Genomic DNA, 21533 nt, shown 5'->3' on the forward strand with positions numbered 1-21533 from the left:
TCGGTGTATTTGTCATTATGAATGGTGGGGTCGTTGATACCTACATGTAGATCCACGCTGGGCGGATAGCCGGTCGATAGCCACAATTGACGAGCAGTTTTCACGGCCGAGTCTCGAGCAGAAGTCGTCTGCTATAGTAGTAGGCTCCAGCCGTGATAATTGAATCATTGGATGCTGTTTCCTGTATCATTCCACTCATCCTTGGATGACCAATAATCTTAAATGCCTTTGCGTCAACTATGATATGCATGTCAGTTAGTGCTGCAATCGTCGGTCCCGGTAATATCGGGACTGATCTAATGTATAAGATCCTTGATCGAAGCGATTCGGTCGAGTTAGAACGGATGATCGGTATATACCCTGTTGAAGAGTCTGAGGGACTCCAAGCGGCCGTTGATGAAGATATCAACGTCAGTACGGATGGAATCGACAGCGTACAGGAGCACGCTGACGAGTTCGATGTTGTTTTCGAAGCCACGACAGCGACCGCTCACGAACAGAACGCCCCGGTCTACGAGGAACTCGGGCTGTTCGCAATCGATCTCACACCCGCTGCGGTTGGACCCTACGCCGTCCCGGTCGTGAACCTTGACGAGGTAGCTGACGTGACGGACAATATCAACATGATCACTTGCGGCGGGCAGGCGAGTGTTCCACTCGTCCATGCGATCGATCGTGTCGCCGATGTTGAGTATGCGGAGATGGTCTCGACGATTGCATCGGAGAGTGCTGGCCCTGGAACCCGAAAGAATATCGACGAGTTCACACAGACGACTGCTGCCGGGCTCGAAGCGGTCGGTGGTGCTGATAATGGAAAGGCGATTATTGTCCTTAATCCAGCAGAGCCACCGATTATGATGCGAAATACGCTCTACACAAAGGTTCACGAGAGTACGAACATCGACGAAGTGCGAAAGTCGGTTGCCGACATGGAGGAACGCGTCCGATCATATGTCCCCGGATACGAAGTGACCTTAGAGCCTGTGGTCAAGGACCAAGATGAGGTCAGCTTCGACCTGAATGACTCAATCGTCGTAACGACGATGATCGAAGTCGAAGGCGAAGGACAGCACCTTCCCTCGTACGCCGGCAACCTCGACATTATGACGAGTTCCGCACTCGGTGCTGCGGAACGCATCGCTGAACAATCGTCAGCCGTCGCCTCCGCCACGGGTGGTTCCGATGACTGAATCCGACATTCGGTTGGTCGACATGACCCTACGAGATGGGATGCACGCTGTTGACCACCAGTTTACGCCCGGACAGATGGCCGACGTCGCGAGCGCGTTGAATGACGCCGAGATGGACGTTGTCGAAGTCTCCCACGGAGACGGAATGGGCGGTTCGTCGATCAACTATGGCTTTGCAGCTGCTGATACAGCGGAGTACCTCAAGGCGGTTGCACCAGAGTTGACAGACACCGCACTCTCGGTCCTCTTGTTACCCGGTATTGGGACAGTCGAGGAGCTCGATATCGCAGCTGATAACGGCGCAGACATCTGTCGGATTGCAACTCACGTTACGGAGGCAGACGTCTCCGCTGAGCACTTCGAGTACGCTAAGGAGCGTGGACTGGAAGCCAACGGACTGTTGATGCTCTCGCACATGGAACCGCCGGAGACGATCCTCGAGCAGGCAAAGCTCATGGAGGAGTACGGTGCCGACGCTGTCTACGTGATGGACTCAGCGGGTGCGATGCTTCCCCAAGACGTACGCGAACGAGTTGAGCTCCTCGTCAATGAACTCTCGATCGATGTCGGCTTCCACGCTCACAATAATCTCGGACTCGGAATCGGCAACACGCTTGCTGCGGTCGACGCCGGTGCCGTGACCGTCGACGGCTGTCTCCGCGGTCTGGGTGCCGGTTCGGGGAACGCACAGATCGAGGTCCTTATCGGAGCCCTTGAGAAAGCTGGGTACAATGTCATACCGGATTTCTTCGCTGTGATGGACGCAGCTGAGGACGTACTGGCGCCGATGTTGACCGATGATACCATGCCGGAACTGGACAACGATTCGCTTGTACTCGGATATGCCGGCGTCTATTCGTCGTTCCTCCGGCACACTCGCCGAGCCGGAGAAAAGTTTGATCTGGATCCAAGAGAAATCCTCGTTGAACTCGGTAACATGGGTGTCGTCGGCGGTCAAGAGGACATGATTACGGATGTCGCGGCTCGAATGAGCGAGGAACACGAGACTGCGTCTAGCGTGAATTCTGACGATTGAAGCATACAAAAGAAGATCCGATTTATCCATACACATTGTCTCGGATCTACTGTTTACTATAGACGGTTCTAACTACTCGTTCTGCTTTTGTTATGTATCTGCAGCTCTATTATGGTAGGTGAGTCGTATTTGTCGTACTGCCGCCTTTGCTGCAGTTCTAGTGAACCGCAGATAGAGTCGAGTTCACTGTCACAATTAGGCAGTTGAAGCGGGAAACAGTGGATAGTTCAGACCGAAGGTACTGAAAATAGAGCTAAGCTAAATCAGTAGTGATTTAGCGATATGGTCGACGCGGAAGTCAGTCATCGGCTTCGATTTGCTCTTCTTGCTTCTCTTGATGCCGCTCTCGAAGAGGGCGGCAATGGTGTTCGCTGCCGTACTCACTCCAGTCGGTTTCGTCTGTGGGAACGTAGTCATACTGGCGGCGAGCGTGCGAGCCAGCCTTACCTCCCCACCAGACGAATCCGTCAGAGCCGTCTTCAGGTTTCCAGGTAATTGGATCCCAATCTGGGTCGAAAATAAGGTAACCACCTGCGAAAATCTCAACCTTGTTCCCTGAAGGTTCGAGATAGTAGTTGAAGTGAGCCTGGCTAATACCGTGACGGGCCGGGCCGCCGACCATCTCGATGTCGTTCTCTCGCAGCAGGTCTGCCGCCCGCTCAAGTTCACCCGCCTGACCACCGTCCATATAGAACGCCACATGGTCGATCTTATCAGTCACATTGCCGTCTGGCGGCGACTGAACCAGCGCGATCTCGTGGACCAGAGGTGAAACGCTCAGCCACGCGGCGACCTGATTCCCTTCGGGGTTGATGCCTTCTTCCCGAAGGTTGAAGTCGAGGACGTCTTGGTACCAGTCGCTGTATTCGATAACATTGCTCACGTTGAAGTTGACGTGGTCGATTCGTCGGAATCCGACGCCCCGTTCGGGCTTCTGTGCGGGCTGGTTTTTGAGGCGTGAACGGTTCTCCTCAGAGGCAGTGTCGAACGCTCGGTCGATGTCGTAGACCAGCTCGTAATATTCCGGCGTTTCCCCAGGATGGTCAAATCGAAGGGCACGGCCCTGTCCAGGTTCTTCGTCCTCGTCAACCCACTCTGTCTCGTAGCCGGACGCCTCGATCCGATCTTTGTACTCCTCAAAGTCACTCTCGTCCTCGAGCATCCAAGCGACGTGTTTGCATCCCCAATCCTCGCCTTCGCGAAGGATAAGGGTGTAATCTTGCCAGTCACCGTACGCAGCCATGTAGTATGCGTCGTCCTCCTCATGACGGACGTACATTCCCATCGTGTCCCGGAAGTGTTCAAGGGAAGCTTCGAGGTCTTCACAGTACAGTTCAACATGGGCCAAGGTATGAACTCCCATAGCAAGGACATACAGATTGGGACATTTAATACTAATTGAATATATCATATGGTTCACTCCTGTTATATATTCTCAAACGTGAACTTTAGCAACAAGAGTGGGGTATATCAGTCCTGTTCGGGACAATGTATGTGCGTGCGAAGAAATGGCTAAAGTTGTACTTGTCGTCACTCGTGTTTTGTATATCTAAACAACCAGTGAAGAGTCGTTCCTTCGCAATCGGATTCCGATACTGCAGCAAACGTTTTGCATCATCAAACAGAGGGTGACTCCATATGGTTTGTGGAAACATAGCAATCAATAACAGTTGTCGTCCAATTATTCCGACTGTCCACTGGTTCACGATTAACCGATAATGGACATAGCTCAAAATATGAGCGTAGTGCGTTCCCTACATGTCAACCCCATATGGTATAGGAATGATCGTTTCAAGCGGCGTAATAGAAATAGACTGCATCATATCGGACAACCTCTGCGATCATCGTAACCGGCACAACCGAAGAAATATTATCGGCTACTGAATCGGTGGTTTCCATGAGGACGTATCTAGATGGTAGAAAGGCTTATTTGAGTAGATGTAACTTTGTGTGGTATGGATGGGAATAACACCCCACGAACAATTCGCTCGGTTGAGCGAGCTTCCGAGATCATCATGGCACTTACTGACGAGGGAATGATGGGGGTAACTGATCTCTCCTCCAAGCTCGGGATCTCGAAAGGGACAGTTCATACACATTTAACGACGCTCTCCCAAGAAGGATTCATAGTCAAAAAGGACGAGAAGTACTGTTTGAGTCTCCGATTTCTGGGCATCGCCGAGCAGGCTAAAAACCGGATTGAAATCTACGACCTCGTTCAGAAGGAGGTGGACAATCTTGCTGAACGCACTGATGAGCGGGTGCAGTTTGCGGTATTGGAATCAAACAAATCTGTTTTCGTCTATCGAGCGAAGGGTGAAAACGCCGTACGGGCGTCCATCAAAATCGGCGAATACGAGCATCTCCATCGTACTGCCGTTGGGAAAGCAATGCTAGCATATCTACCCAAACATCGCCTTGAGACCATCATCAGCGAACACGGATTACCAAAGCGGACGGAAAACACGATCTCTGACCCCGATAAGCTTAAGTCTGAACTTGACACAATTCGAGAACGCGAGTACGCGGTTGATGACGAGGAGTGCGTCCGCGGAATCCGTTGCGTTGCGACCCCACTTCGAGACGACGTAGGTCGTATACTCGGTGGCATCAGCGTCACTGGACCGGCACGCCGATTGACTGATGAACGGATCGAAAATACTTTGAAGGATAATCTGTTGCGAGCTGCGAACGTGATCGAAGTCAACGCTGAACTATCATAATTATTTTTGGTCCACTCAAATGATCTTCTAGTCTTCTTGACCGTTCATTACGGTATAGAGCATTCCTTTTACAACTGTACTGTCGTAATTCATAGCCATTCATAATTTACAGTAGTACTATTGTATTCCACTCGCGAAAGAGTACTATTCAACTAGTGACCAACTTTAGGATTGATCAGGCCTCATTTGAAGGCGTCAAACGATCGTTGTTTCTTATTATATGTATATATTGTATATCTACTATAACCAAGCATGAATATTTCTCTACTCAGTCAAATGCGGCTTGTTGTAGGTAACCACCATCTGTAGACCGTTTTCAGACCTAAAACGACGAGGACCTGCAGCAGCATCCATACCGGAGTCAATGGACATACTCTCGCCCACATTTGTTTCGACGCCTTCCGAAACTACACTGCCGATAGGCGAGAGCGGTCGCTGAATCATGGCCGTCGTAGATAGGACGTGTGCGAGTGCTACAACACGTGCGCAACGGCTGTTTCTCCGACTGTTGCCCCTATTTGATGACGAACTTATAAAACACAGATAACTGTCCGATAATTATTTATACACTCCCATGATATGGTGTAACTACACATGGCAGACCATCCACTGCTAGTACGGTTTAGAACTGACGACTATCCGACACTGGTCCCAGTAGGCTCCAAAGATACGGTATCAGAAGCAGCTGAAAAGATCACGCATGTTGTTGACAGCAGGGTCCACATTGATCACGACCGGCCGGTTGAGGTCGTGTTTAAGGGAGAGATCATCAACGGTGACCAGTTGATTAAGGAGGTCTTCGAACCGATGGATTATATCGAAATCCAGTACGAAGGCAGTGAGATTCCCGACGGATACGGAGAGTTTCACCCTGCATGGGCCGAGCGTAGCATGCTAGAAAAGTACCCCGAGCACGCGAAACCGACTCAATAACGATGTCCACAGAAAAATCGAATACTGAGAAGCACTTCCTTTGTGACGACCACGATATCTGGGCCGACGAGATTCGGTTCTTTGAGGTTGGTCGCGAGAAGGTCATGGTCTGGCGTGATGATGATGAAACACTCTACGCGTACAGCGCGACCTGTCCACATCAGGATCGTGATCTAGAAGAAACTGGCAAGCGCGAGTGCGTTTGTGGCCCCCATGATGATGATAAAACCCTAACATGCACTGCTCACAGTTGGGAGTTTGACTTGGAGTCCGGTGACGGTTTGAATCCTTCCGGTCCTCAACTGAACGAGTATGAAATTGGAGTCGAGAATGGTGAAATTTTCGTCGTTATAAATGGAGGAGCTAGCAATGACTAAAGTAGGTCCCGTGCTGCGAAACAACACGGAAACGGAAGCAATCGTTGAGGCGATCAAACGAGACACCGACGGCGATGTAGAAGTAATCGACCGTCGAGCATACATTCGCGTCGAAACTGAAGATCACTGTGTTGTGACGGAGGACACACTCGATGAGCTCCTAGGTAAAGGAGCAGTCGAAATGCCAGGCGGAATCGAAGAGCATCTTTCATCGTTCAAGGGTTATATCAAACCACAATCAGACAGGATTGAATTTGTTAGTGATGTAGAGGATACAAAATCCGAATAATAACCATTCAGACACACAATAGAGCTACTACCATGAGTGAAAATGACTATCCAATGAAAGAACAGACGTATCGAACATACAGTACGTGGGATGAACGACGGGTCCCAACGACGTATGACATCGCTACCCGCCGGACTAATTTCGATATCGGCGAGAACTACGCGGGCGAAGCCCCTAGGCTATCGATGTCGTCGGACACGACGCTATCACAGTGGTATAGCGAATACAGGGAAGGCAGCGTAATCAAGGGGAATCCGAAGGACTTTGAGTCCTGGCGTGATCCCCGTGAGCTCACATACGAGAAATACAATGATCTCATGGACGAGCGGGAAGTCGGTATCGAGACGCTCTACGAACAGGCCGAAGTGCTGGAACGCGGGACCGAGCGTGACGATGATCCGTGGCTCGAGTTCCAGCTTGAGGGGTTCCTCCCGCTTCGATACCCAGTTCATGGACTCCAGATGCTTGCGTCGTACCTGACTATGGTGGCTCCGTCGACAACAATCAGTACGGCGATGTCATTCCAAGCGACAGACGAGATCCGTCGCCAAGAACGGCTCGCCCGACGAGCGGCCCAACTCGAGAAAGCCTTCCCCGATAAGGGGTTCACGGAGACCGAGCGGGAAACATGGGAGAACAACGAGATGTGGCAGCCACTCCGTGAGGCCATTGAACGACTCCTCGTCGAATACGACTGGGCTAGGTCGTTCGTCGGAACAAATCTCGTCCTGAAGCCGCTCCTTGACGAACTCGTGCTGGCTCAGTACTCGACGCTCTTCGATGCAAACGATTCGGAGCTGTATGCACAGGTACTCGAGAACTTCTATCTCGACGCCGATCGTCATTGCGAAGTCGCAGCGTCAGTCACTGAGCACCTGATCCAGGTTGACGAGGAGAATCGCAAGATAATCCAGGATATCGTCGACGAGTGGTATCCGATCTGTCACCGAGCAGTAGAGGCATTTGAGCCCGCGTTCGAGTCGATGCCTCCTGTGACGATGTCCTTTGAGGAGGTGATGGCTGATATCGACTCGAGTTACGAGTCCCTGCTGACCGCTCACGGACTGTCAGTCCCATCGTAAGAACGCTTCCGTCGTCGGGCCTTTGTTTTCTGCAGTTATCTTGGATTCTGTCTCGGATCTCATGCATCTCGAATAGGAACATTTCGTTATCGTTCGTGAGCCGTTCGCTGTGGAACAACTCTATTATCCTTACATAACTTTTATCCTTGAGTAGATACAGTATACCATTGTACATGTTGCCAAACGTCAGGCGTGAAGAGTGGTATCAAACAGCAACCAATACGAATTGGACACCAGAGTACGTCGATGAGGAGGAGCTGTTCCCGGAGGGAATGTCCGGTAAGGAGCAGTACGATGTTCCAGACGATGGCTGGGAGGAATGGGAAGAAACGTACAAGCAGACGGCGCGTGAGTACTACGAGACCCAGCACGAGAAAGACAAGAGCATTTACTCCGTGAGTTCGGCGATGGAACAGTCCGATCTTCCTCACTCGCTTGGGATGGGCTGGGAGGATGTATTGAAGTTTCACTTTGCCAGCGTTCCGCTCTTAGAGAGGGCTGCCGTAACCTCTGAGTCGATGTACGCCCGGTTCGCACCAGACAGCGCGTGGCGGCATATGGCGCACTTCGGGGCTATGGACGAGCTTCGCCATGCGGAACTCCAGTTGCGGATTCCTCATAGTTTCGTCAAGGAGGATTCTCAATACGACTGGAGCAAAAAGATGTACCACACTGAAGACTGGGTGTCTGTCGCCGGACGACACTTGTTTGATGACTTCAAGGCTGCCAACGCGATTGACTCCGCGCTTCAGATCACATTCGCTTTCGAGACCGGATTCACCAATATGCAGTTCCTCGCTCTGGCATCCGACGCTGCCGATACTGGCGACATTGAGTTCGCCGAGGCTATCTCATCGATCCAAACCGATGAGGCACGACATGCCCAACAGGGGACCGCGATTATCGAGATTCTCGACAAGTATGACGACCTCGACCGGGCACAGTATCTTATCGACAAGTCGTTCTGGCGATGTTATAAGTTGTTCGCCGCGCTAACCGGACCGAGCATGGACTACTACACTCCAGTAGAGGATCGAGAAATGTCCTGGGGAGAGTTCATGGAAGAGTGGATCGTAGATCAGTTCCTTGAAAACATCGAGAACACCGGACTCGAGAAGCCGTGGTACTGGGATGACTTCCTCAAAACCATACGTCGCGCTGACACTAGCCACTTTATGGCTGGTGGTCACTACCACTGGCGGCCAACTCTCCCAGTCGCAACTCCAGGTGTCACTGAAGAGGACCGTGAGTGGCTCGAGGAGAAATACCCCGGTTGGGAGGAGCGCTGGGGTTACAAGTGGGACCGACACGCCGAAGCCATGCGGAACGGCAATGTCGAGAAGACGATAGCTGACGACCTTATCGTGCTTTGTGACCTCTGCCAACTCCCGGCAATCGATTGTGATCATGTTCACGACCACAACCGACTCCGAACGTACGAACACAATGGCGAGACATACTTCTTCTGTTCAGATCAGTGCCAGTGGATCTTCGAGAATGAGCCTGAACGGTACGCCGATCACAAGTCGATCCTTCGTCGTTTCGTAGATGGAGACATTGAGCCCCAGACACTCGAGGGTGCACTCGAACATATGGGTATGGGCGAAGAGAATGCCCATGAGCGCGGTATCGATTTCCGTGCCCCCGACTGGGGCGACGATTGGAAGGACTGGAATCGATCCTCGAGTGTGACCGGCAAGTCGGACGACTGACCAATGACACCGTCGTAGCTACCTCTGGCTAGCTACCAGTATATACCCCCGGCTGCCTTCGCCATCGTGATGTCGCTCGTCAGTCGCTTTCTCTTTTGCATGTCTGAGAAAGGTTTCAAATTCATCGCTGTGACACTCAGTAGTATCGCGTCTTCTCGTCATAGAAATTGGCCGATCCAACCCGCATAACAGCTAAGTGGTTGGCGAAGGACAATTCCGGTATCATGCTCGAACGCTCTAATCCGCAGGTGAGATATCGTTCCAGTGGTCAAACAATTCTTTCGTGGGTTACGACCTCAAACATCACGAGCGACAGGTTCCGGAACCATGGATAACGCACGGGACGACAAATGGACCGACCACGTTGAGCCGGGTGACTGGCTCGTCTTGGCGACCGCAAGTACAGAAAAACGAGTGAAATTCCTTGAACTGACCGATGGGTATGTCCGGTTTAAGTACGAATCTGGCACTGTGCGCGCCGATTCGATGTCCGTTTGGCAATTCAAGTGGGAGCGTGGTGACTTACGATTCGAGTAATTAGTCATCAACACACCACACTCATAAATCTGATTTAGCATGTGCACCTATTGGCAGTCATCACAGTACCACTGTAGTCAATAGATTTCTATAAGATATCTGTCTATATCCACTATAGTTAAATACTAGGGAGTGATATGTGGTAACAATGCCTTCAGAAAGTCATAAGACAGAGGCAATCGGAAAGTGTCCCGGCTGCGGATATCAGTTCACTGAAACGGACATCCTTGATGGTATTCCGCCGCTATATGGTGAAGCAACGGTCCGGTGTCCGAACTATGATGGTACTGATCCAACAGATAAACACAGAGAAGTGTTTAAGAACATCGAAGGAACACCACATTCGATTCGAGTATCGAAATTGGAGTGATCCTCGTACGATCATCGGAATCTATAGTAGCTACTGAACGTCAGTGCGCACCCGATCGTACAACTGCTGTGTGATCGGTATGTGAACCGTGTCAGTCGTTACTAGAGACCGAAAGTGGACAAGCAAACGTGACCGAATTACGACGTACACCCTATCGACAATGGCAGACCAAACAGAGTCGAAAGCGGCAATAACGGACGACGATATCATTAGACTTCTCCAAATTGGTTACGTGCTGGAGGGTATCGTTGAAGCACGAAGTGATCGCCACACCACAAACGAGGTGTTTGATCGAACTATTACACGGCGACTGCTTGCGGATGCTCGTGATGAATCGAGACAGCACCGTCGACAAATTGGTGCGTTGTTGGAGTCGCTTGGGGCAGAGTGTTCCTCCTCGCAGCAGATCGAGAAAAGAATCAAGTCCCACTACTGCCCTGCAGAGATTGACGACCGATGCGACATCCTCCAAGACCAGTTTTACAGTGAACTTTCGGCCTATCGGTTTTATGACGCGGTGCTGAATGAAATTCAAGCGAATGCGACTGCTCTTAGTATCGACATTGACAACGTGGTCACCGTTCTTGAAGAAATTCGTGCCGAGGAGTTGGAGGGGGTATTCGAAGTGATGAACGCGGCTAACTCAGCTGACGGCGCGTGTTCTGATATCGAAATTCCAAAGGAAAAACTGGTATAAGCACATTCATATGGCACATAAGATATTTATGTCTGGGGATGGTTATAAGTGAGTGATGTATCCATTGACAGCACCTGTCACAGAGGCATGCACACACTGCCCACATTTTGACGAGTTCCACGGGTCCTGTACCCATGAGTTACGTCAGTCGGTCATTCAGGAAATCTCGAGCAGCGAAAACGAGACTTGCCCGGTGTTTCCAAAGATATATGCCGAGGCAATGCAGTCACTGGAGGCACAGCAAGCGTGATCTTACGGCGTTGTCTGGACACACTGTCCCTGATAAATGGTTGAGAATGACGTCTTCATAGGTTAGAGAACCACGGTACGTAACTCAAACGTCGGTACGCTATTCAGCCAGATTTCTCCCTAAACAGAAACGCATTGGTCCCTGTTCTCACACCAGCCAGGAGCTCACAACTGTCCCTGTGAGGCAAAAAATTTTGGCCAGGAACTAGCTGCCGTTTTTCACATCAACTTCCCAGTTCTAACGGATCAAACCGGACTACCTTTTGTCCCTCCAAATAGGGAAATGAGCCCTAATAAGATTAAATGCTCACTAATATTAGCTAATATATAATTTAAACTTATAATATCATTTGGTATTCTCACCCTCTATTTGTCGTCTAATAATTATTTTTAGCCTATTTCTACAAAATTTGTTGCGATGAATATAGAACCCTCAATTCAATCAGACTTAACGGTCACTACGAGCCCAAGCAGACTAGTTTTCAAATAGAAAATTATTTGTGAATGGGTATCAAGGATCATAGTATGGCCACAGAAGCGAACCATCCAGTTCGGACAACCGAAAAATCACTGGCACTCATGGAACGGTTGCGGGAGGTGGATGGTGCCCGAATTCGCGATCTCGAAGGATTCAACGGAATGACTAAAGGGGCTATCCATAATCACCTGAGCACACTACGAGAGCATGGTTACATCATCAAAGAAGACGATGAGTACCGATTGAGTTTTAAGTTTCTCACGATGAGCGGTCACGTTCGAAGTCAAAATGATCTCTACAAATTCGGTAGGCCGAAGGCGAACCAATTAGCGGCAGATACGGGAATGTTGGTCAACCTAGTAACCGAAGAGAAGGGGAAAGGCGTCTACCTATATCAGGCTCGAGGAGATTATGCTGTGAACCTCGATACACACGTCGGCTACCGCATCCGTCTGCACTACACTGGTGTCGGGAAAGCCATTCTCGCATACCTCCCACCTGAAAAGGTCGACCGGATTGTCGACAAGTGGGGTCTTCCAAAGGCAACCGAAAACACGATAACCGATCGAGAGGAACTTGACGAGGAATTAGAGACAATTCGAGATCGAGGCTACGCAATTGACCACGAGGAGCGAACTGAGGGATTGGCCTGTATTGCGGCGCCCATTCTCCTTGATGATACGATTCTCGGCGCAATTAGTATCTCTGCTCCGACCCAGCGACTCGGGAGCGCAGGCTTTGACGAGAAAATCATCGGTGAAGTCGAGAGCACGGCCAACGAACTCATGCTCGATCTCAAATATAAGTAGCGCTATCAGCTGTCGACAACGAATTTCTCCAGTCGCCCCATTCCATTCAAGTCGGCTGCCCCGCTGACCGATCATCGGCGGAGACCCTCATTACTCCGAATGAAGGTCTATCAAACCAGTGTTCGCGAAGTCAATACTGTAGACGTCATTTGGTTCGATATCAATCGCTACGATGAGATCTGTTGTCTTAATCATACTGGCAACCGAGACAGTGGTTCTCTCCATTTCCTGATTGACATCGGTCACATATTTGATGATTAACTGACGGCGACGCAGCCGACGAACGTAAGATTCGTAATCACATCCGTGTGCAGTGACCGCTGCGGAAACTCTACAGTAGGCATTAGAAGTAATCACTCGCTTTGGGCGAGAGTTGATCAAAAGCGGTATCGATTGCTGTTGAGTTCAAGAAGTGGTCAAAGAACCGGTACTAAGTGCCGATTGGAATCGCCTACAACACTCTCCGGCCGGATTTAGTTCAGGAGAAGCGCTGGAATATCACGGGATCTAGGTCGTCACATGCCGCTAGAGTCGTGACGACTGACGCCTGAAAATACGGCGCTTCATTCAGTACAATAATCAAACATCTTTGAACTCTTAGTATGGCGCGAGAACGAAATTTCATCGAACCTAACAGACACGCTCAATCACGTTGTCCAGACATTCGATAGATGGCAGCGTGCCGCGCAAAACTACGCGGCACGCGGTTTGAGTTGGACAGATTTCTTTGTTTGGTCGATACAGACTACTGTGGCGTCCATCTCCCGCCGCTTTTTTTGAGTTCGTCGTGGAACGCTTCTTGCTCGTCGCTGGCGGCTTCAGCGACCGAATGGCACGGTTTTCGATAGTTCACCCCGGCTCTTTCAGCAACCGTCGACAACTCGGGATCGGGTACTTGGCCCCGTCGTTTCTTCGAGATATTCTTGGGCAAGCGCCGGCGTGGACGCCGGCGCGTCAACCCCCTTTCTTCGGGTAATTCGTAGATGACGCTTTCGAGTTATTATCGCCATTCCTATAATTTAGCCTACCTGTCAGTCCGCTTAGTATCAGTAACGGCCTGTTCAATCGACTCGTCAGTGTCGAGTCGCTTGAGATAGCTATAGATCGAGGGTGGTGCAGAACTGTTTTCAAGGCCTAACACGGTACATCTGAGATTGCACCATCGGTATGAACAACGTTCGAGTCAGGGATAATCCCGACATCTCTATCCACGGAAGTTGTGTTGTTAGCAGAGTCGAAATCGGGTAGCTCACGACCTGTGAAGACTTCTGCACCACCGCCTATAGATCGTCTGTCGTTGAACGTTGTACCACTCGGCTAGTTCAGTCTGGGTTACACTGTTTTGTACGTTATTGCTACTAAGAGACGTTATGTCGGCTTCTCTCCTTCCACGCTGTCGGGAGCATCTTGCAATTCCTCGACGGAAATTTCGTCAAGATGATCAACTCCACTCAACGACAGTCGATGTGTGAATAATTCTAATGGTTGCTATAGCTTCGGATGCTTTGTGAGGCTCTGAAACTGGCTTCCCCCTCCATACTATGTTCTGTGCGAACGTGACAGGGTCTGTTCATTCTGCCATTATCACTCGAATATTTCAGTAAGAGCAGGGACGACGTCGAAGAGGTCGTCGACGATCGCGTAGTCGGCGATGTCCATGATCGGCGCGTTGGGGTCGGTGTTGATCGCGACGATCGTATCAGAGCCTTTCATGCCGGCGACGTGCTGGACGGCACCCGAGATGCCGATCGCGACGTAGACGTCGGGTGTGACGACCTTGCCGGACTGGCCGACCTGCCGGTTTTTCGGCAGCCAGCCGTTGTCGACGATCGGCCGCGAGGACGAGACCGTCGCGTCCAGCGCGTCGGCCAGCTCGTGGATGATCTCCAAGTTCTCCTCTTCTTCGATCCCACGACCGACGGAGACGAGCACGTCAGCCTCACTGATGTCGACGTCGCCGCCGCCGACTTCCTCGAATCCCGTCACGGTAGAGCCGACAGCGTCTTCATCGATGTCGACGTCGAAGGCCTCGATCGAGGCGTCGCCAGTACCCTCTGCAGCGGGCCACTCGGCGCCACGGATCGTGACGACGGCGTCTCCGGCGAGTTCCGTCGTGGTCTCGACTTTGCCACCGTACATCTCGCGGGTGGCGATCAAGCTGTCGCCGTCGGCCTCGAGGTCGACGGTGTCGGTGACGATCGGCAGGTCGAGCTGGTTAGCGACGGCGGGAGCGTAGTCCAGTCCGTTGACGCTGTTTGGCGCGAGCACGTACTGGGGCGCGAGTTCATCGTAGAGTTGGGTGACCGTCTGTGCGTAGACGTCGTGGTTGAACTCCTCACCGTGGTCGACGGTGTGGATCGCGTCGACGCCCTCGCGATCGAGTTTCTCGGCGAACTCGTCGACGGTGCCGCTGATGACCGCCACGTGGAGCTCGCCACCGGTCGCGTCGGCCAGCTCACGGCCCGCGGTGATGAGCTCGTAGCTGACGTCGCGCAGTTCGCCGCGCCGGTGGTCCGTGACTGCGAGGACGTCCGTCATGGTGCCACCCCCTTCTCGCGAAGCAGTTCACCCAACTCCGAAGCGGTCTCGTCTGCGCCGCCCTCCCAGACGGTGACGTCGCTTTCGCTTTCGGGCTCGTACATGTCGGTCAACTCGAGTTCGGAGTCGACGGCGCTTCCCTCGACACCCAGGTCGTCGAGGCTCTGGACGTCCAGTGGCTTTCGCTGGGCCTGCCGGATACCGCGCAGGCTGGCGTATCGGGGCTCGTTGATCCCCGTCTGGATCGTCAGGACGGCGGGGAGTTCGATCTCGGTGAGCTCCTCGACACCGCCCTCGAGTTCGCGCCGCACGGAGGCGACGCCGTCCTCGAGATCGTGCTCGAGGTGGTTGACGACGGCACCCCACTGTGCGCCGATCTCTTCGGCCAGCGAGACGCCGGTCGCGCCGAAGCTGTCGTCGCCGGCCTGAACGCCGGTCAACACGAGGTCGGGGTCTTCGGCCTCGACGACGGCGCTGAGGATCTCCGTCTTCGCGCCGACGTCGAGGAGGTCGGCCTCGGCGAGCGAGTCGTCCCAGACCCTGATCGCGCGGTCGGCTCCCTTCGCCAGCGCCTGACGGATGGTCTGTTCACAGTCTTCCGGCCCGATCGTGACCGTAACGACTTCGTCGGCGACGCCGTCCTCCTGGAACTGGACGGCCTCCTCGACGGCGTAGTCGTCCCATTCGTTTAGGTCGGCACCCAGGTACTGATCAGCGATCTCAGTACCCTCGATTTCGAACTCGTCTTCTACGGTCGCGACTTCTTTGACCGTTACGAGGATCTTCATGGTCTTATTGAGGACAACACCTCTATATAAATAATTTGATTTTGTGAATATTCGCACGGGATTCTTTACATTTATATGTTCGAATATGTCGAACGAAGCTAGAGAGACCTACGGGCAATCCATGCGACACTTGGACCCGATGAATAGTGTGAACGCAATCTCTCATTCTGTTCAAGTATCCGGAACGGAAATGGTTCGATCGTCTAAGTTCGAATATCCGGAACGCTTAATAAGTTGGCAGGAAGCCTAACAGTCATGGAAGATAATCGCAGTCAAAACCGTGTCACGACTACCGAAACAACCTTCAAAATAATTGAACTGCTGAAAGAACAAGATGGTAGTTGTCTATCCGAGATTGCTGCAGAACTTGATCTTGCAAAGAGTACTGTCCACCGTCATCTCTCGACGCTCAAAGATCTTGAATACGTTATTCAAGAGGGTGACGTATACCGAACAGGACTTCGCTTCCTCGCTATCGGAGAGCAGACACGGACGCGCCGTAGTGAATATCAACTAGCTCAGGAAAAGGTCACTGCTCTCGCCTCAGAGACCGAGGAAAGGGCGCAGTTTATAACAGAGGAATACGGTAGAGGTGTTTATATTTTCAGGGAAATAGGCGAACATGCTGTTCAGACTGATTCCGAAATTGGGAAGCGAATCCCAATTCACGCAACGGCCGCCGGTAAGGCGATTCTCGCAAGCCTATCAGATAATCGTGTCAATGAAATTCTTGAGCAACGCGGACTCCCATCACTGACTAAACACACAATAACTGATAAAAGCGGACTTTTGGAAGAACTCGACGAGATTCGAGAACGAGGATACAGTATTAACGATCAAGAAAACACAAATGGTCTTCGTGCGATCGGTGTGCCTGTTGAGTATGAAAATGGAGAACCGCTTGGCGCCCTGAGTGTGTCGGGACCGACGCACCGATTCCAAGGAACGCTCTTCGAACAAACACTACCGAATCTTCTACTTGGGACTGCAAACGAACTCGAGCTCAATATCCAATACCTATAATAATTCAGTTAGAAATATTCGGAACATTTCCTTACAAAAGTACCTATGTAAAATCTTGATTGGCCTGGCCGTGGTCGGTCAGATATTACGCTAAATCGAATCAAAAAGAGGACCGTAGATACCGCTAAAACAGATATGACTACTATAGAAGAGGTCTGGTGGCTGCAAACGAAATAAGGAACTATTCCGCATATTCGAACTATTGGATCTCAGCTTTCCATGCAGTCGTACTGATCTTTCGATCCACAGTAGTTGTCTCAAGAGGCAGCTTATCGGTAAATTCAGAAAATCGCTCGGTCAACAACCGAGTGTACCTGAATAATAAAGCCGGACTGACCCCCGACGTTCCTCGCGCAGAGGTTTGGTCGCCGCGAACAACCGTCTGTCGACGCTTCCGCCGGGTGCCAGCGTCGGGTAGCGCCCGTCGATGCGATGTAGTCCCGTGACCAGTTCGGGATGGCAGGGTTCCGTAGACGAGACGTGCACGTCCGACCATCGGACATCCACTCATTTATGAGTCGTAATAGCGTATGAATCCTCGGGTTGGAAAGTCGGTGACTGCATACCTCGGGCGTGCGTTCAAGTAGCGCGGGAACGGAAGGTCCCGCAGACCACGCGAACAGGCGCGCAGCGACCGTGAGCAGACATCGGAGTGCTGAATGTAAACGGTGAGTTAAATAACCTGCCGGAGTTTTGCCTAGAACGAGAGGCCACTCTGAATCCCACTGCGTTACGGTTGGTAGCTCGATGGGGACCAAGTACTTCCTCGCAACTCGAACTGTAAGGGAGTTCTTCGATCGTATACCTCCGGTAGATCAAGCAACCTTCGTTACTGGTGATCAAACTCCGCTCGGACTCTAACTGGAATATTCTCCTGCTTTTTGAGCCCGTGCGTTATTATTACCCCATTCGATCACCCATAGAAGAGCATCATCGGTTCTTCCTCAATTGAGATGCGTACTGATGGTACATTGGGCTTCAACAAAGTACGTCCGCCGAGTGACCGTCGGTTTCCGCCGTTAGTGTAATTGATGGGTTCTAAACCAGTTTGAGGTGACGGCCGGCTACTTCTGCCGACTGTTGATTCTGGCAACTACGTTCTGGATCCTCTCGAGTGGCGACGATTTACCGACAGCTGCCTGAGTGAGATAGAGGAATGTTCCGAGCGCGAGTGCTGCGAACTGGACGGTTAGCATCTCATGGACCATCACGATGACACCGACACCGAAGAACAGTGCACGCAGTCCCAGCGTAGGCCACGTGTCAAGATCGAACCGGTAATTGAGGCCGTGAATGATAAGCAGTGCGCCCGCAAGAATGATCGCGGTGGTGAGAAACAGACTGGCATCGACATCACCCCCGTGGTTGACGATTTCGGGGTGGTAGATGAACGAGAAGGGTAAGACGAAAAGTGGAGCCGAGATTTTGATGGACTCGAGACAGCTCCTCCAAAAGTTTGAACCGGCGATACCGGTCGTTACGGCTACACACGTGGCGATCGGCGGTGTAAGCCCGGCCAGTATTGCGGCGTAGAACACGAAGAAGTGGCCGGCGAACTCCGGCAGGAAGAACGACTCAATCAACGTCGGTGCGATCAGCATTGCGACGATCGTGTATGCAGCGGTCGTCGGCATACCGAGGCCTAGAAGGATACAGATGACCATTGCCATGACTGCGGCCACGATCAATACACCCCCCGAGAGATCCATCAGCGTCAGCGAGAGCGCTGTCGGCACTCCTGTCGCCATCAGGATGTCGACGACACCGTTAATCGCCGCAAGGATGATTGCGACCGGTGCGAGGACCACGACTCCTTCGCGGAAGCCGTTGACCGTCTGCTTGACTCCGCCGACGAACGTCCAGAACGTAAGCCGTAGATTCGAGCTGTCGTAGCCCTTCTGGAGCGTCGGAATGGTGACTCCGAGAACGGCCATACTGACGACCGTCCAGAACGCCGACGTACCGATGGTGTACTGGAGCACACCTAATAAGTACACCAGGAGAATCAACGGGATACCGAACTTGATTCCTTCAAGGACCAGTTCGAACCGCCCGAGCTTTTTGTCGAAGAGTTCGTCCATATCGGGCTCTTCAATCTGCTGTGCGGCCGCGTAATGTACAGCGACGAGGATGATGATCATCAGGATTGCCGCAGGGATGAGGCCGGCGACGAGGACATCGACGTAGGATGCGCCGCCGATGAGGAAAGCCATGACGAACGCGCCTGCCCCCATCACTGGTGGGAGAACCTGACCGGAGGTCGACGCGACTGCTTCGATTCCACCGGCTGTTGCAGGTTTGACCCCGCTTCGCTTCATCATCGGAATGGTGAACGAACCGGTCATACCCGCGTTAGCGGTCTGGCTCCCGTTGACAGAACCAATGACTGCACTTGCGATGACGGCGGTCTGTGCGACACCGGAGTCGAGATACTTCCCGGATCGCGTTGCACCCCGGAGGATGAGGTCGAACGCCCCGTAGGCCTTCAACATCCCCGCATAGAGGAGGAACAGCGCGATCCATGCGGCAGTTAGCTGTGTTAGGAACCCGAAGAATCCGTCCACCGTCATCACGAGGATGCGAAGTAACCGTTCGAACCCAATCCCACTATGACCGAGCGTTCCGGGAACCAGGTACCCGAAGTATCCGTATGCAATCCCGCCGAGCAGGACAGTCAGGAACGTGATACCGAATGCTCGCCACGTGATGTAAATCATCACCACGGTAAACAGTATTGCGAGGAATAACTCGGGCTGTGTGATAAAGCCACGCTGCGTGAGATCGAGCGCGTTGACGTAGACGTACGTGGCCGTCGGAACCGTTATCGCGATGACGACGACCAATACACTGGTATTGGCGACGTGTTCCCGTGAGAACAGCGACTTGATGTCAGTAAGGATGTACCGGTTCCCACCATCGACCCGCTTGATCATCTCATGGAGCACATACAGCACGATTATGCCACCTAGGAAACCCGCCCCGAACTGGGAGCGGGGTGGTGCGGAACCGGTGATCGCGTTCTGGAGAAACGCCATCCACATGATGTAAAACCAGAAGAAAATAGAGAGGAGAGCAAGAAGATTCCAAAGAGTTGCTTTTTGTTTGAGGTTATCCTTCGAAAGTCGTTCTTTGAGGACCGTCCCGATGGGACGAGTCGCTAGCTCTTCGTCTACGTTTGTGACGTCCGACTCGCCGTCCATTATGTCGCCCGAGTCGTTGGTATCAGTATCTTTTGATTCTTCGTTGTCCATATTCAGTGATCAGTACTATCTATGGTGATGGATATTTTACTATTTACTATCAATACATAAGAGATCGACATTCTGTTTTACTCTACATCAGCTTCGCCTTCTTCCCAGCTGTCGTCCCAGACTTCATGTTCCTGAAAGAACTCGACCATTCCCGGATGGACTGAGACATCCTCCATGATCGGTTCGGCCATCACTTCGACATCGTCGTAATCCAGCGTCGTTTGATCCGATTCGCGGAGGGTGTCAGGGTGCTCGTGGGCGATCCGTGCCATCTCGTAGACTGCATCGGGGTGGACATCGGGTCCGAACGCCCACTGGCCTTGCAGTGCCCAGAAGTCGACCCCGTCGAGGCCGAGTTCACCAGTGATGTCCTGCTCGTAGCCGTACGGTTCTTGTTGGACGTGGGCCGCACCGTCCATCGACTCGATCGTCTCGACGAACTGATCGTCGGTCTCGATAGCGTACAGGTCACCACTACTCCGTGTGTCGACCTCCCCACACCAGCTGGCGAGTTCGACGCCGTTCGAACCATAGAGAACGAGTGCGTCGACGCGGTCCTCTTCGACTGCACCGGCGATATCGTCGCTATCTTCGTTGTTGATACTGTTTGCGTCCCAGATACCATCCTCTCGGAGTAACTGTTCAGTGAGCAGTCGGGTGCCGAATCCGGGTTCGATCGGGTAGATGGTGTAGCCTCCGTCGCGGAGGTCGGCCGTCGACTCGATTCCCGAACCGTCGAGTGCAACCCAGTGCATCTCGAGGCTGGCGAAGAGAAACCCCTGCATCGGCATATCGTCGACGGGGTCGTCAGCGAACGTCTCTTCTTCGTTGATCGCTGCCTGCCAGGAGTTGTTGTCGACGCCGATCGTGCTGAACTCGCCCTCGTCGAATTCGTACATATTGGCAGTCCAGCCTTCGCTCTCCTGGACGTCGATGGCCAACTCGTCGCTGTGCTCGGACGCTGCGCGGGCGAGTGCCTGTCCTGCTGCCTGTGTCGCGCTCCCAGTTGACGTTCCAGCGATCGTGATCGTATGTTCACTGCTGCCACCGAGACAGCCGGCGACGCCGACAACACCCACTGCTGCTGCACCGTTCAGGAAATTCCGTCTACCCTGTGGTTCATTAACAGCCATGTGTCAACCGATACTCATCAACGATATAAAAAGCTATTGTAATTCATTATATATTATATTCTGTGTATTATTCCCGAAAAGTTGGGGGAATCACCAGACTGCGACGACTTCCTCTGGCAACTAGAGAATTGAAGCGGGAACGTCGGATGTTCATGCTCACATGTCCGCTTTACTAGGACGATGGTGGCGGTGGCTACGGTTTCTGGTGATAATCGAGACGAACCCGCCGCCACACTTCGGGACGACGACTCTGTGGGTGTTTCGCTGCATTGTCCGTGAATATACTTGGAGAAATCCGTGAAACGCCGTGTTAATACG

The 21533-nt window shown here is 52.2% G+C and carries 16 protein-coding genes and 2 pseudogenes; 11 read left to right on the plus strand and 7 right to left on the minus strand.

The genetic code is table 11. The features are described from left to right. Positions 1–248 precede the first annotated feature (248 nt). Positions 249–1190 carry an acetaldehyde dehydrogenase (acetylating) gene (locus tag RBH26_RS18785; protein WP_306759910.1) on the plus strand — a complete coding sequence of 314 codons (942 nt, stop codon included), beginning with the start codon at positions 249–251 and terminating at the stop codon, positions 1188–1190. Next, positions 1183–2226, plus strand: a complete 1044-nt coding sequence (dmpG, locus tag RBH26_RS18790) for a 4-hydroxy-2-oxovalerate aldolase (protein WP_306759911.1) — start codon at positions 1183–1185, stop codon at positions 2224–2226. The genes RBH26_RS18785 and dmpG overlap by 8 nt, the downstream gene beginning before the upstream one ends. A 298-nt stretch (positions 2227–2524) precedes the next feature. Here the strand turns inward: dmpG and RBH26_RS18795 are convergent, their stop codons facing one another. Beyond that, positions 2525–3589 carry a VOC family protein gene (locus tag RBH26_RS18795; protein WP_306759912.1) on the minus strand — a complete coding sequence of 355 codons (1065 nt, stop codon included), beginning with the start codon at positions 3587–3589 and terminating at the stop codon, positions 2525–2527. A gap of 592 nt (positions 3590–4181) precedes the next feature. Here RBH26_RS18795 and RBH26_RS18800 point away from each other — a divergent pair. The 8 genes from RBH26_RS18800 (at position 4182) to RBH26_RS18835 (ending at position 12482) form a co-directional block, all read left to right on the plus strand. After that, complete coding sequence (locus tag RBH26_RS18800) at positions 4182–4949, plus strand: IclR family transcriptional regulator (protein WP_306759913.1); 768 nt, start codon at positions 4182–4184, stop codon at positions 4947–4949. 594 nt (positions 4950–5543) lie between these two features. Beyond that, positions 5544–5882 carry a toluene-4-monooxygenase system B family protein gene (locus tag RBH26_RS18805; protein ID WP_306759914.1) on the plus strand — a complete coding sequence of 113 codons (339 nt, stop codon included), beginning with the start codon at positions 5544–5546 and terminating at the stop codon, positions 5880–5882. Positions 5883–5884: 2 nt separating this feature from the next. Further along, positions 5885–6259, plus strand: coding sequence for a Rieske 2Fe-2S domain-containing protein (locus RBH26_RS18810; protein WP_306759915.1), 375 nt, complete (start codon positions 5885–5887; stop codon positions 6257–6259). Beyond that, on the plus strand, positions 6252–6548 hold the full coding sequence (locus tag RBH26_RS18815) for an MmoB/DmpM family protein (protein WP_306759916.1): 297 nt from the start codon (positions 6252–6254) through the stop codon (positions 6546–6548). Before RBH26_RS18810 ends, RBH26_RS18815 begins: the two co-directional genes overlap by 8 nt. Before the next feature lie 53 nt (positions 6549–6601). Beyond that, complete coding sequence (locus RBH26_RS18820) at positions 6602–7630, plus strand: hypothetical protein (protein WP_306759917.1); 1029 nt, start codon at positions 6602–6604, stop codon at positions 7628–7630. Positions 7631–7803: 173 nt separating this feature from the next. Continuing rightward, positions 7804–9342 carry a YHS domain-containing protein gene (locus tag RBH26_RS18825; RefSeq protein WP_306759918.1) on the plus strand — a complete coding sequence of 513 codons (1539 nt, stop codon included), beginning with the start codon at positions 7804–7806 and terminating at the stop codon, positions 9340–9342. 1067 nt (positions 9343–10409) lie between these two features. Beyond that, positions 10410–10946, plus strand: a complete 537-nt coding sequence (locus RBH26_RS18830) for a hypothetical protein (protein WP_306759919.1) — start codon at positions 10410–10412, stop codon at positions 10944–10946. Positions 10947–11720: 774 nt separating this feature from the next. Continuing rightward, a complete protein-coding gene (locus tag RBH26_RS18835) occupies positions 11721–12482 on the plus strand; it encodes an IclR family transcriptional regulator (protein ID WP_306759920.1) in 762 nt (253 codons plus the stop codon). Positions 12483–12825: 343 nt separating this feature from the next. On the opposite strand, the pseudogene RBH26_RS18840 reads toward RBH26_RS18835, so the two are convergent. From RBH26_RS18840 to RBH26_RS18855, 4 genes and pseudogenes are all read right to left on the minus strand, one after another. Beyond that, positions 12826–13590 (minus strand): annotated as a pseudogene (locus RBH26_RS18840) (winged helix-turn-helix domain-containing protein); the annotation flags it as partial. Positions 13591–13764: 174 nt separating this feature from the next. Next, positions 13765–13943: pseudogene (locus RBH26_RS18845) on the minus strand (IS630 family transposase); the annotation flags it as partial. A gap of 123 nt (positions 13944–14066) precedes the next feature. Beyond that, complete coding sequence (locus RBH26_RS18850; protein WP_306759921.1) at positions 14067–15020, minus strand: electron transfer flavoprotein subunit alpha/FixB family protein; 954 nt, start codon at positions 15018–15020, stop codon at positions 14067–14069. Next, the gene (locus RBH26_RS18855; protein ID WP_306759922.1) at positions 15017–15808 is read right to left on the minus strand and encodes an electron transfer flavoprotein subunit beta/FixA family protein; all 792 of its coding nucleotides are present in this window, start codon (positions 15806–15808) and stop codon (positions 15017–15019) included. Before RBH26_RS18855 ends, RBH26_RS18850 begins: the two co-directional genes overlap by 4 nt. Before the next feature lie 255 nt (positions 15809–16063). Here RBH26_RS18855 and RBH26_RS18860 point away from each other — a divergent pair, with 255 nt between their 5' ends. Beyond that, positions 16064–16831 carry an IclR family transcriptional regulator gene (locus tag RBH26_RS18860; protein ID WP_306759923.1) on the plus strand — a complete coding sequence of 256 codons (768 nt, stop codon included), beginning with the start codon at positions 16064–16066 and terminating at the stop codon, positions 16829–16831. Positions 16832–17895: 1064 nt separating this feature from the next. Here the strand turns inward: RBH26_RS18860 and RBH26_RS18865 are convergent. Both RBH26_RS18865 and RBH26_RS18870 read right to left on the minus strand, forming a co-directional pair. Beyond that, positions 17896–20082 (minus strand): TRAP transporter fused permease subunit, encoded by a 2187-nt coding sequence (locus RBH26_RS18865; protein WP_306759924.1) that lies wholly within the window; start codon positions 20080–20082, stop codon positions 17896–17898. 77 nt (positions 20083–20159) lie between these two features. Further along, positions 20160–21215 (minus strand): TAXI family TRAP transporter solute-binding subunit, encoded by a 1056-nt coding sequence (locus RBH26_RS18870; RefSeq protein ID WP_306759925.1) that lies wholly within the window; start codon positions 21213–21215, stop codon positions 20160–20162. Positions 21216–21533 lie beyond the last annotated feature (318 nt).

Origin of the sequence: Natronolimnohabitans sp. A-GB9 (genome assembly GCF_030848565.1) — an archaeon.
Classification (GTDB): domain Archaea; phylum Halobacteriota; class Halobacteria; order Halobacteriales; family Natrialbaceae; genus Natronolimnohabitans.

Coding starts and splice junctions, on each gene's coding strand:
- RBH26_RS18830 (WP_306759919.1), top strand. CDS start 10,410: ATGGCAGACCAAACAGAGTCGAAAGCGGCAATAACGGACGACGATATC.
- RBH26_RS18820 (WP_306759917.1), top strand. CDS start 6,602: ATGAAAGAACAGACGTATCGAACATACAGTACGTGGGATGAACGACGG.
- RBH26_RS18795 (WP_306759912.1), bottom strand. CDS start 3,589: ATGGGAGTTCATACCTTGGCCCATGTTGAACTGTACTGTGAAGACCTC.
- RBH26_RS18805 (WP_306759914.1), top strand. CDS start 5,544: ATGGCAGACCATCCACTGCTAGTACGGTTTAGAACTGACGACTATCCG.
- RBH26_RS18855 (WP_306759922.1), bottom strand. CDS start 15,808: ATGAAGATCCTCGTAACGGTCAAAGAAGTCGCGACCGTAGAAGACGAG.
- RBH26_RS18860 (WP_306759923.1), top strand. CDS start 16,064: ATGGAAGATAATCGCAGTCAAAACCGTGTCACGACTACCGAAACAACC.
- RBH26_RS18810 (WP_306759915.1), top strand. CDS start 5,885: ATGTCCACAGAAAAATCGAATACTGAGAAGCACTTCCTTTGTGACGAC.
- RBH26_RS18835 (WP_306759920.1), top strand. CDS start 11,721: ATGGCCACAGAAGCGAACCATCCAGTTCGGACAACCGAAAAATCACTG.
- RBH26_RS18785 (WP_306759910.1), top strand. CDS start 249: ATGTCAGTTAGTGCTGCAATCGTCGGTCCCGGTAATATCGGGACTGAT.
- RBH26_RS18850 (WP_306759921.1), bottom strand. CDS start 15,020: ATGACGGACGTCCTCGCAGTCACGGACCACCGGCGCGGCGAACTGCGC.
- RBH26_RS18815 (WP_306759916.1), top strand. CDS start 6,252: ATGACTAAAGTAGGTCCCGTGCTGCGAAACAACACGGAAACGGAAGCA.
- dmpG (WP_306759911.1), top strand. CDS start 1,183: ATGACTGAATCCGACATTCGGTTGGTCGACATGACCCTACGAGATGGG.
- RBH26_RS18800 (WP_306759913.1), top strand. CDS start 4,182: ATGGATGGGAATAACACCCCACGAACAATTCGCTCGGTTGAGCGAGCT.
- RBH26_RS18825 (WP_306759918.1), top strand. CDS start 7,804: ATGTTGCCAAACGTCAGGCGTGAAGAGTGGTATCAAACAGCAACCAAT.
- RBH26_RS18865 (WP_306759924.1), bottom strand. CDS start 20,082: ATGGACAACGAAGAATCAAAAGATACTGATACCAACGACTCGGGCGAC.
- RBH26_RS18870 (WP_306759925.1), bottom strand. CDS start 21,215: ATGGCTGTTAATGAACCACAGGGTAGACGGAATTTCCTGAACGGTGCA.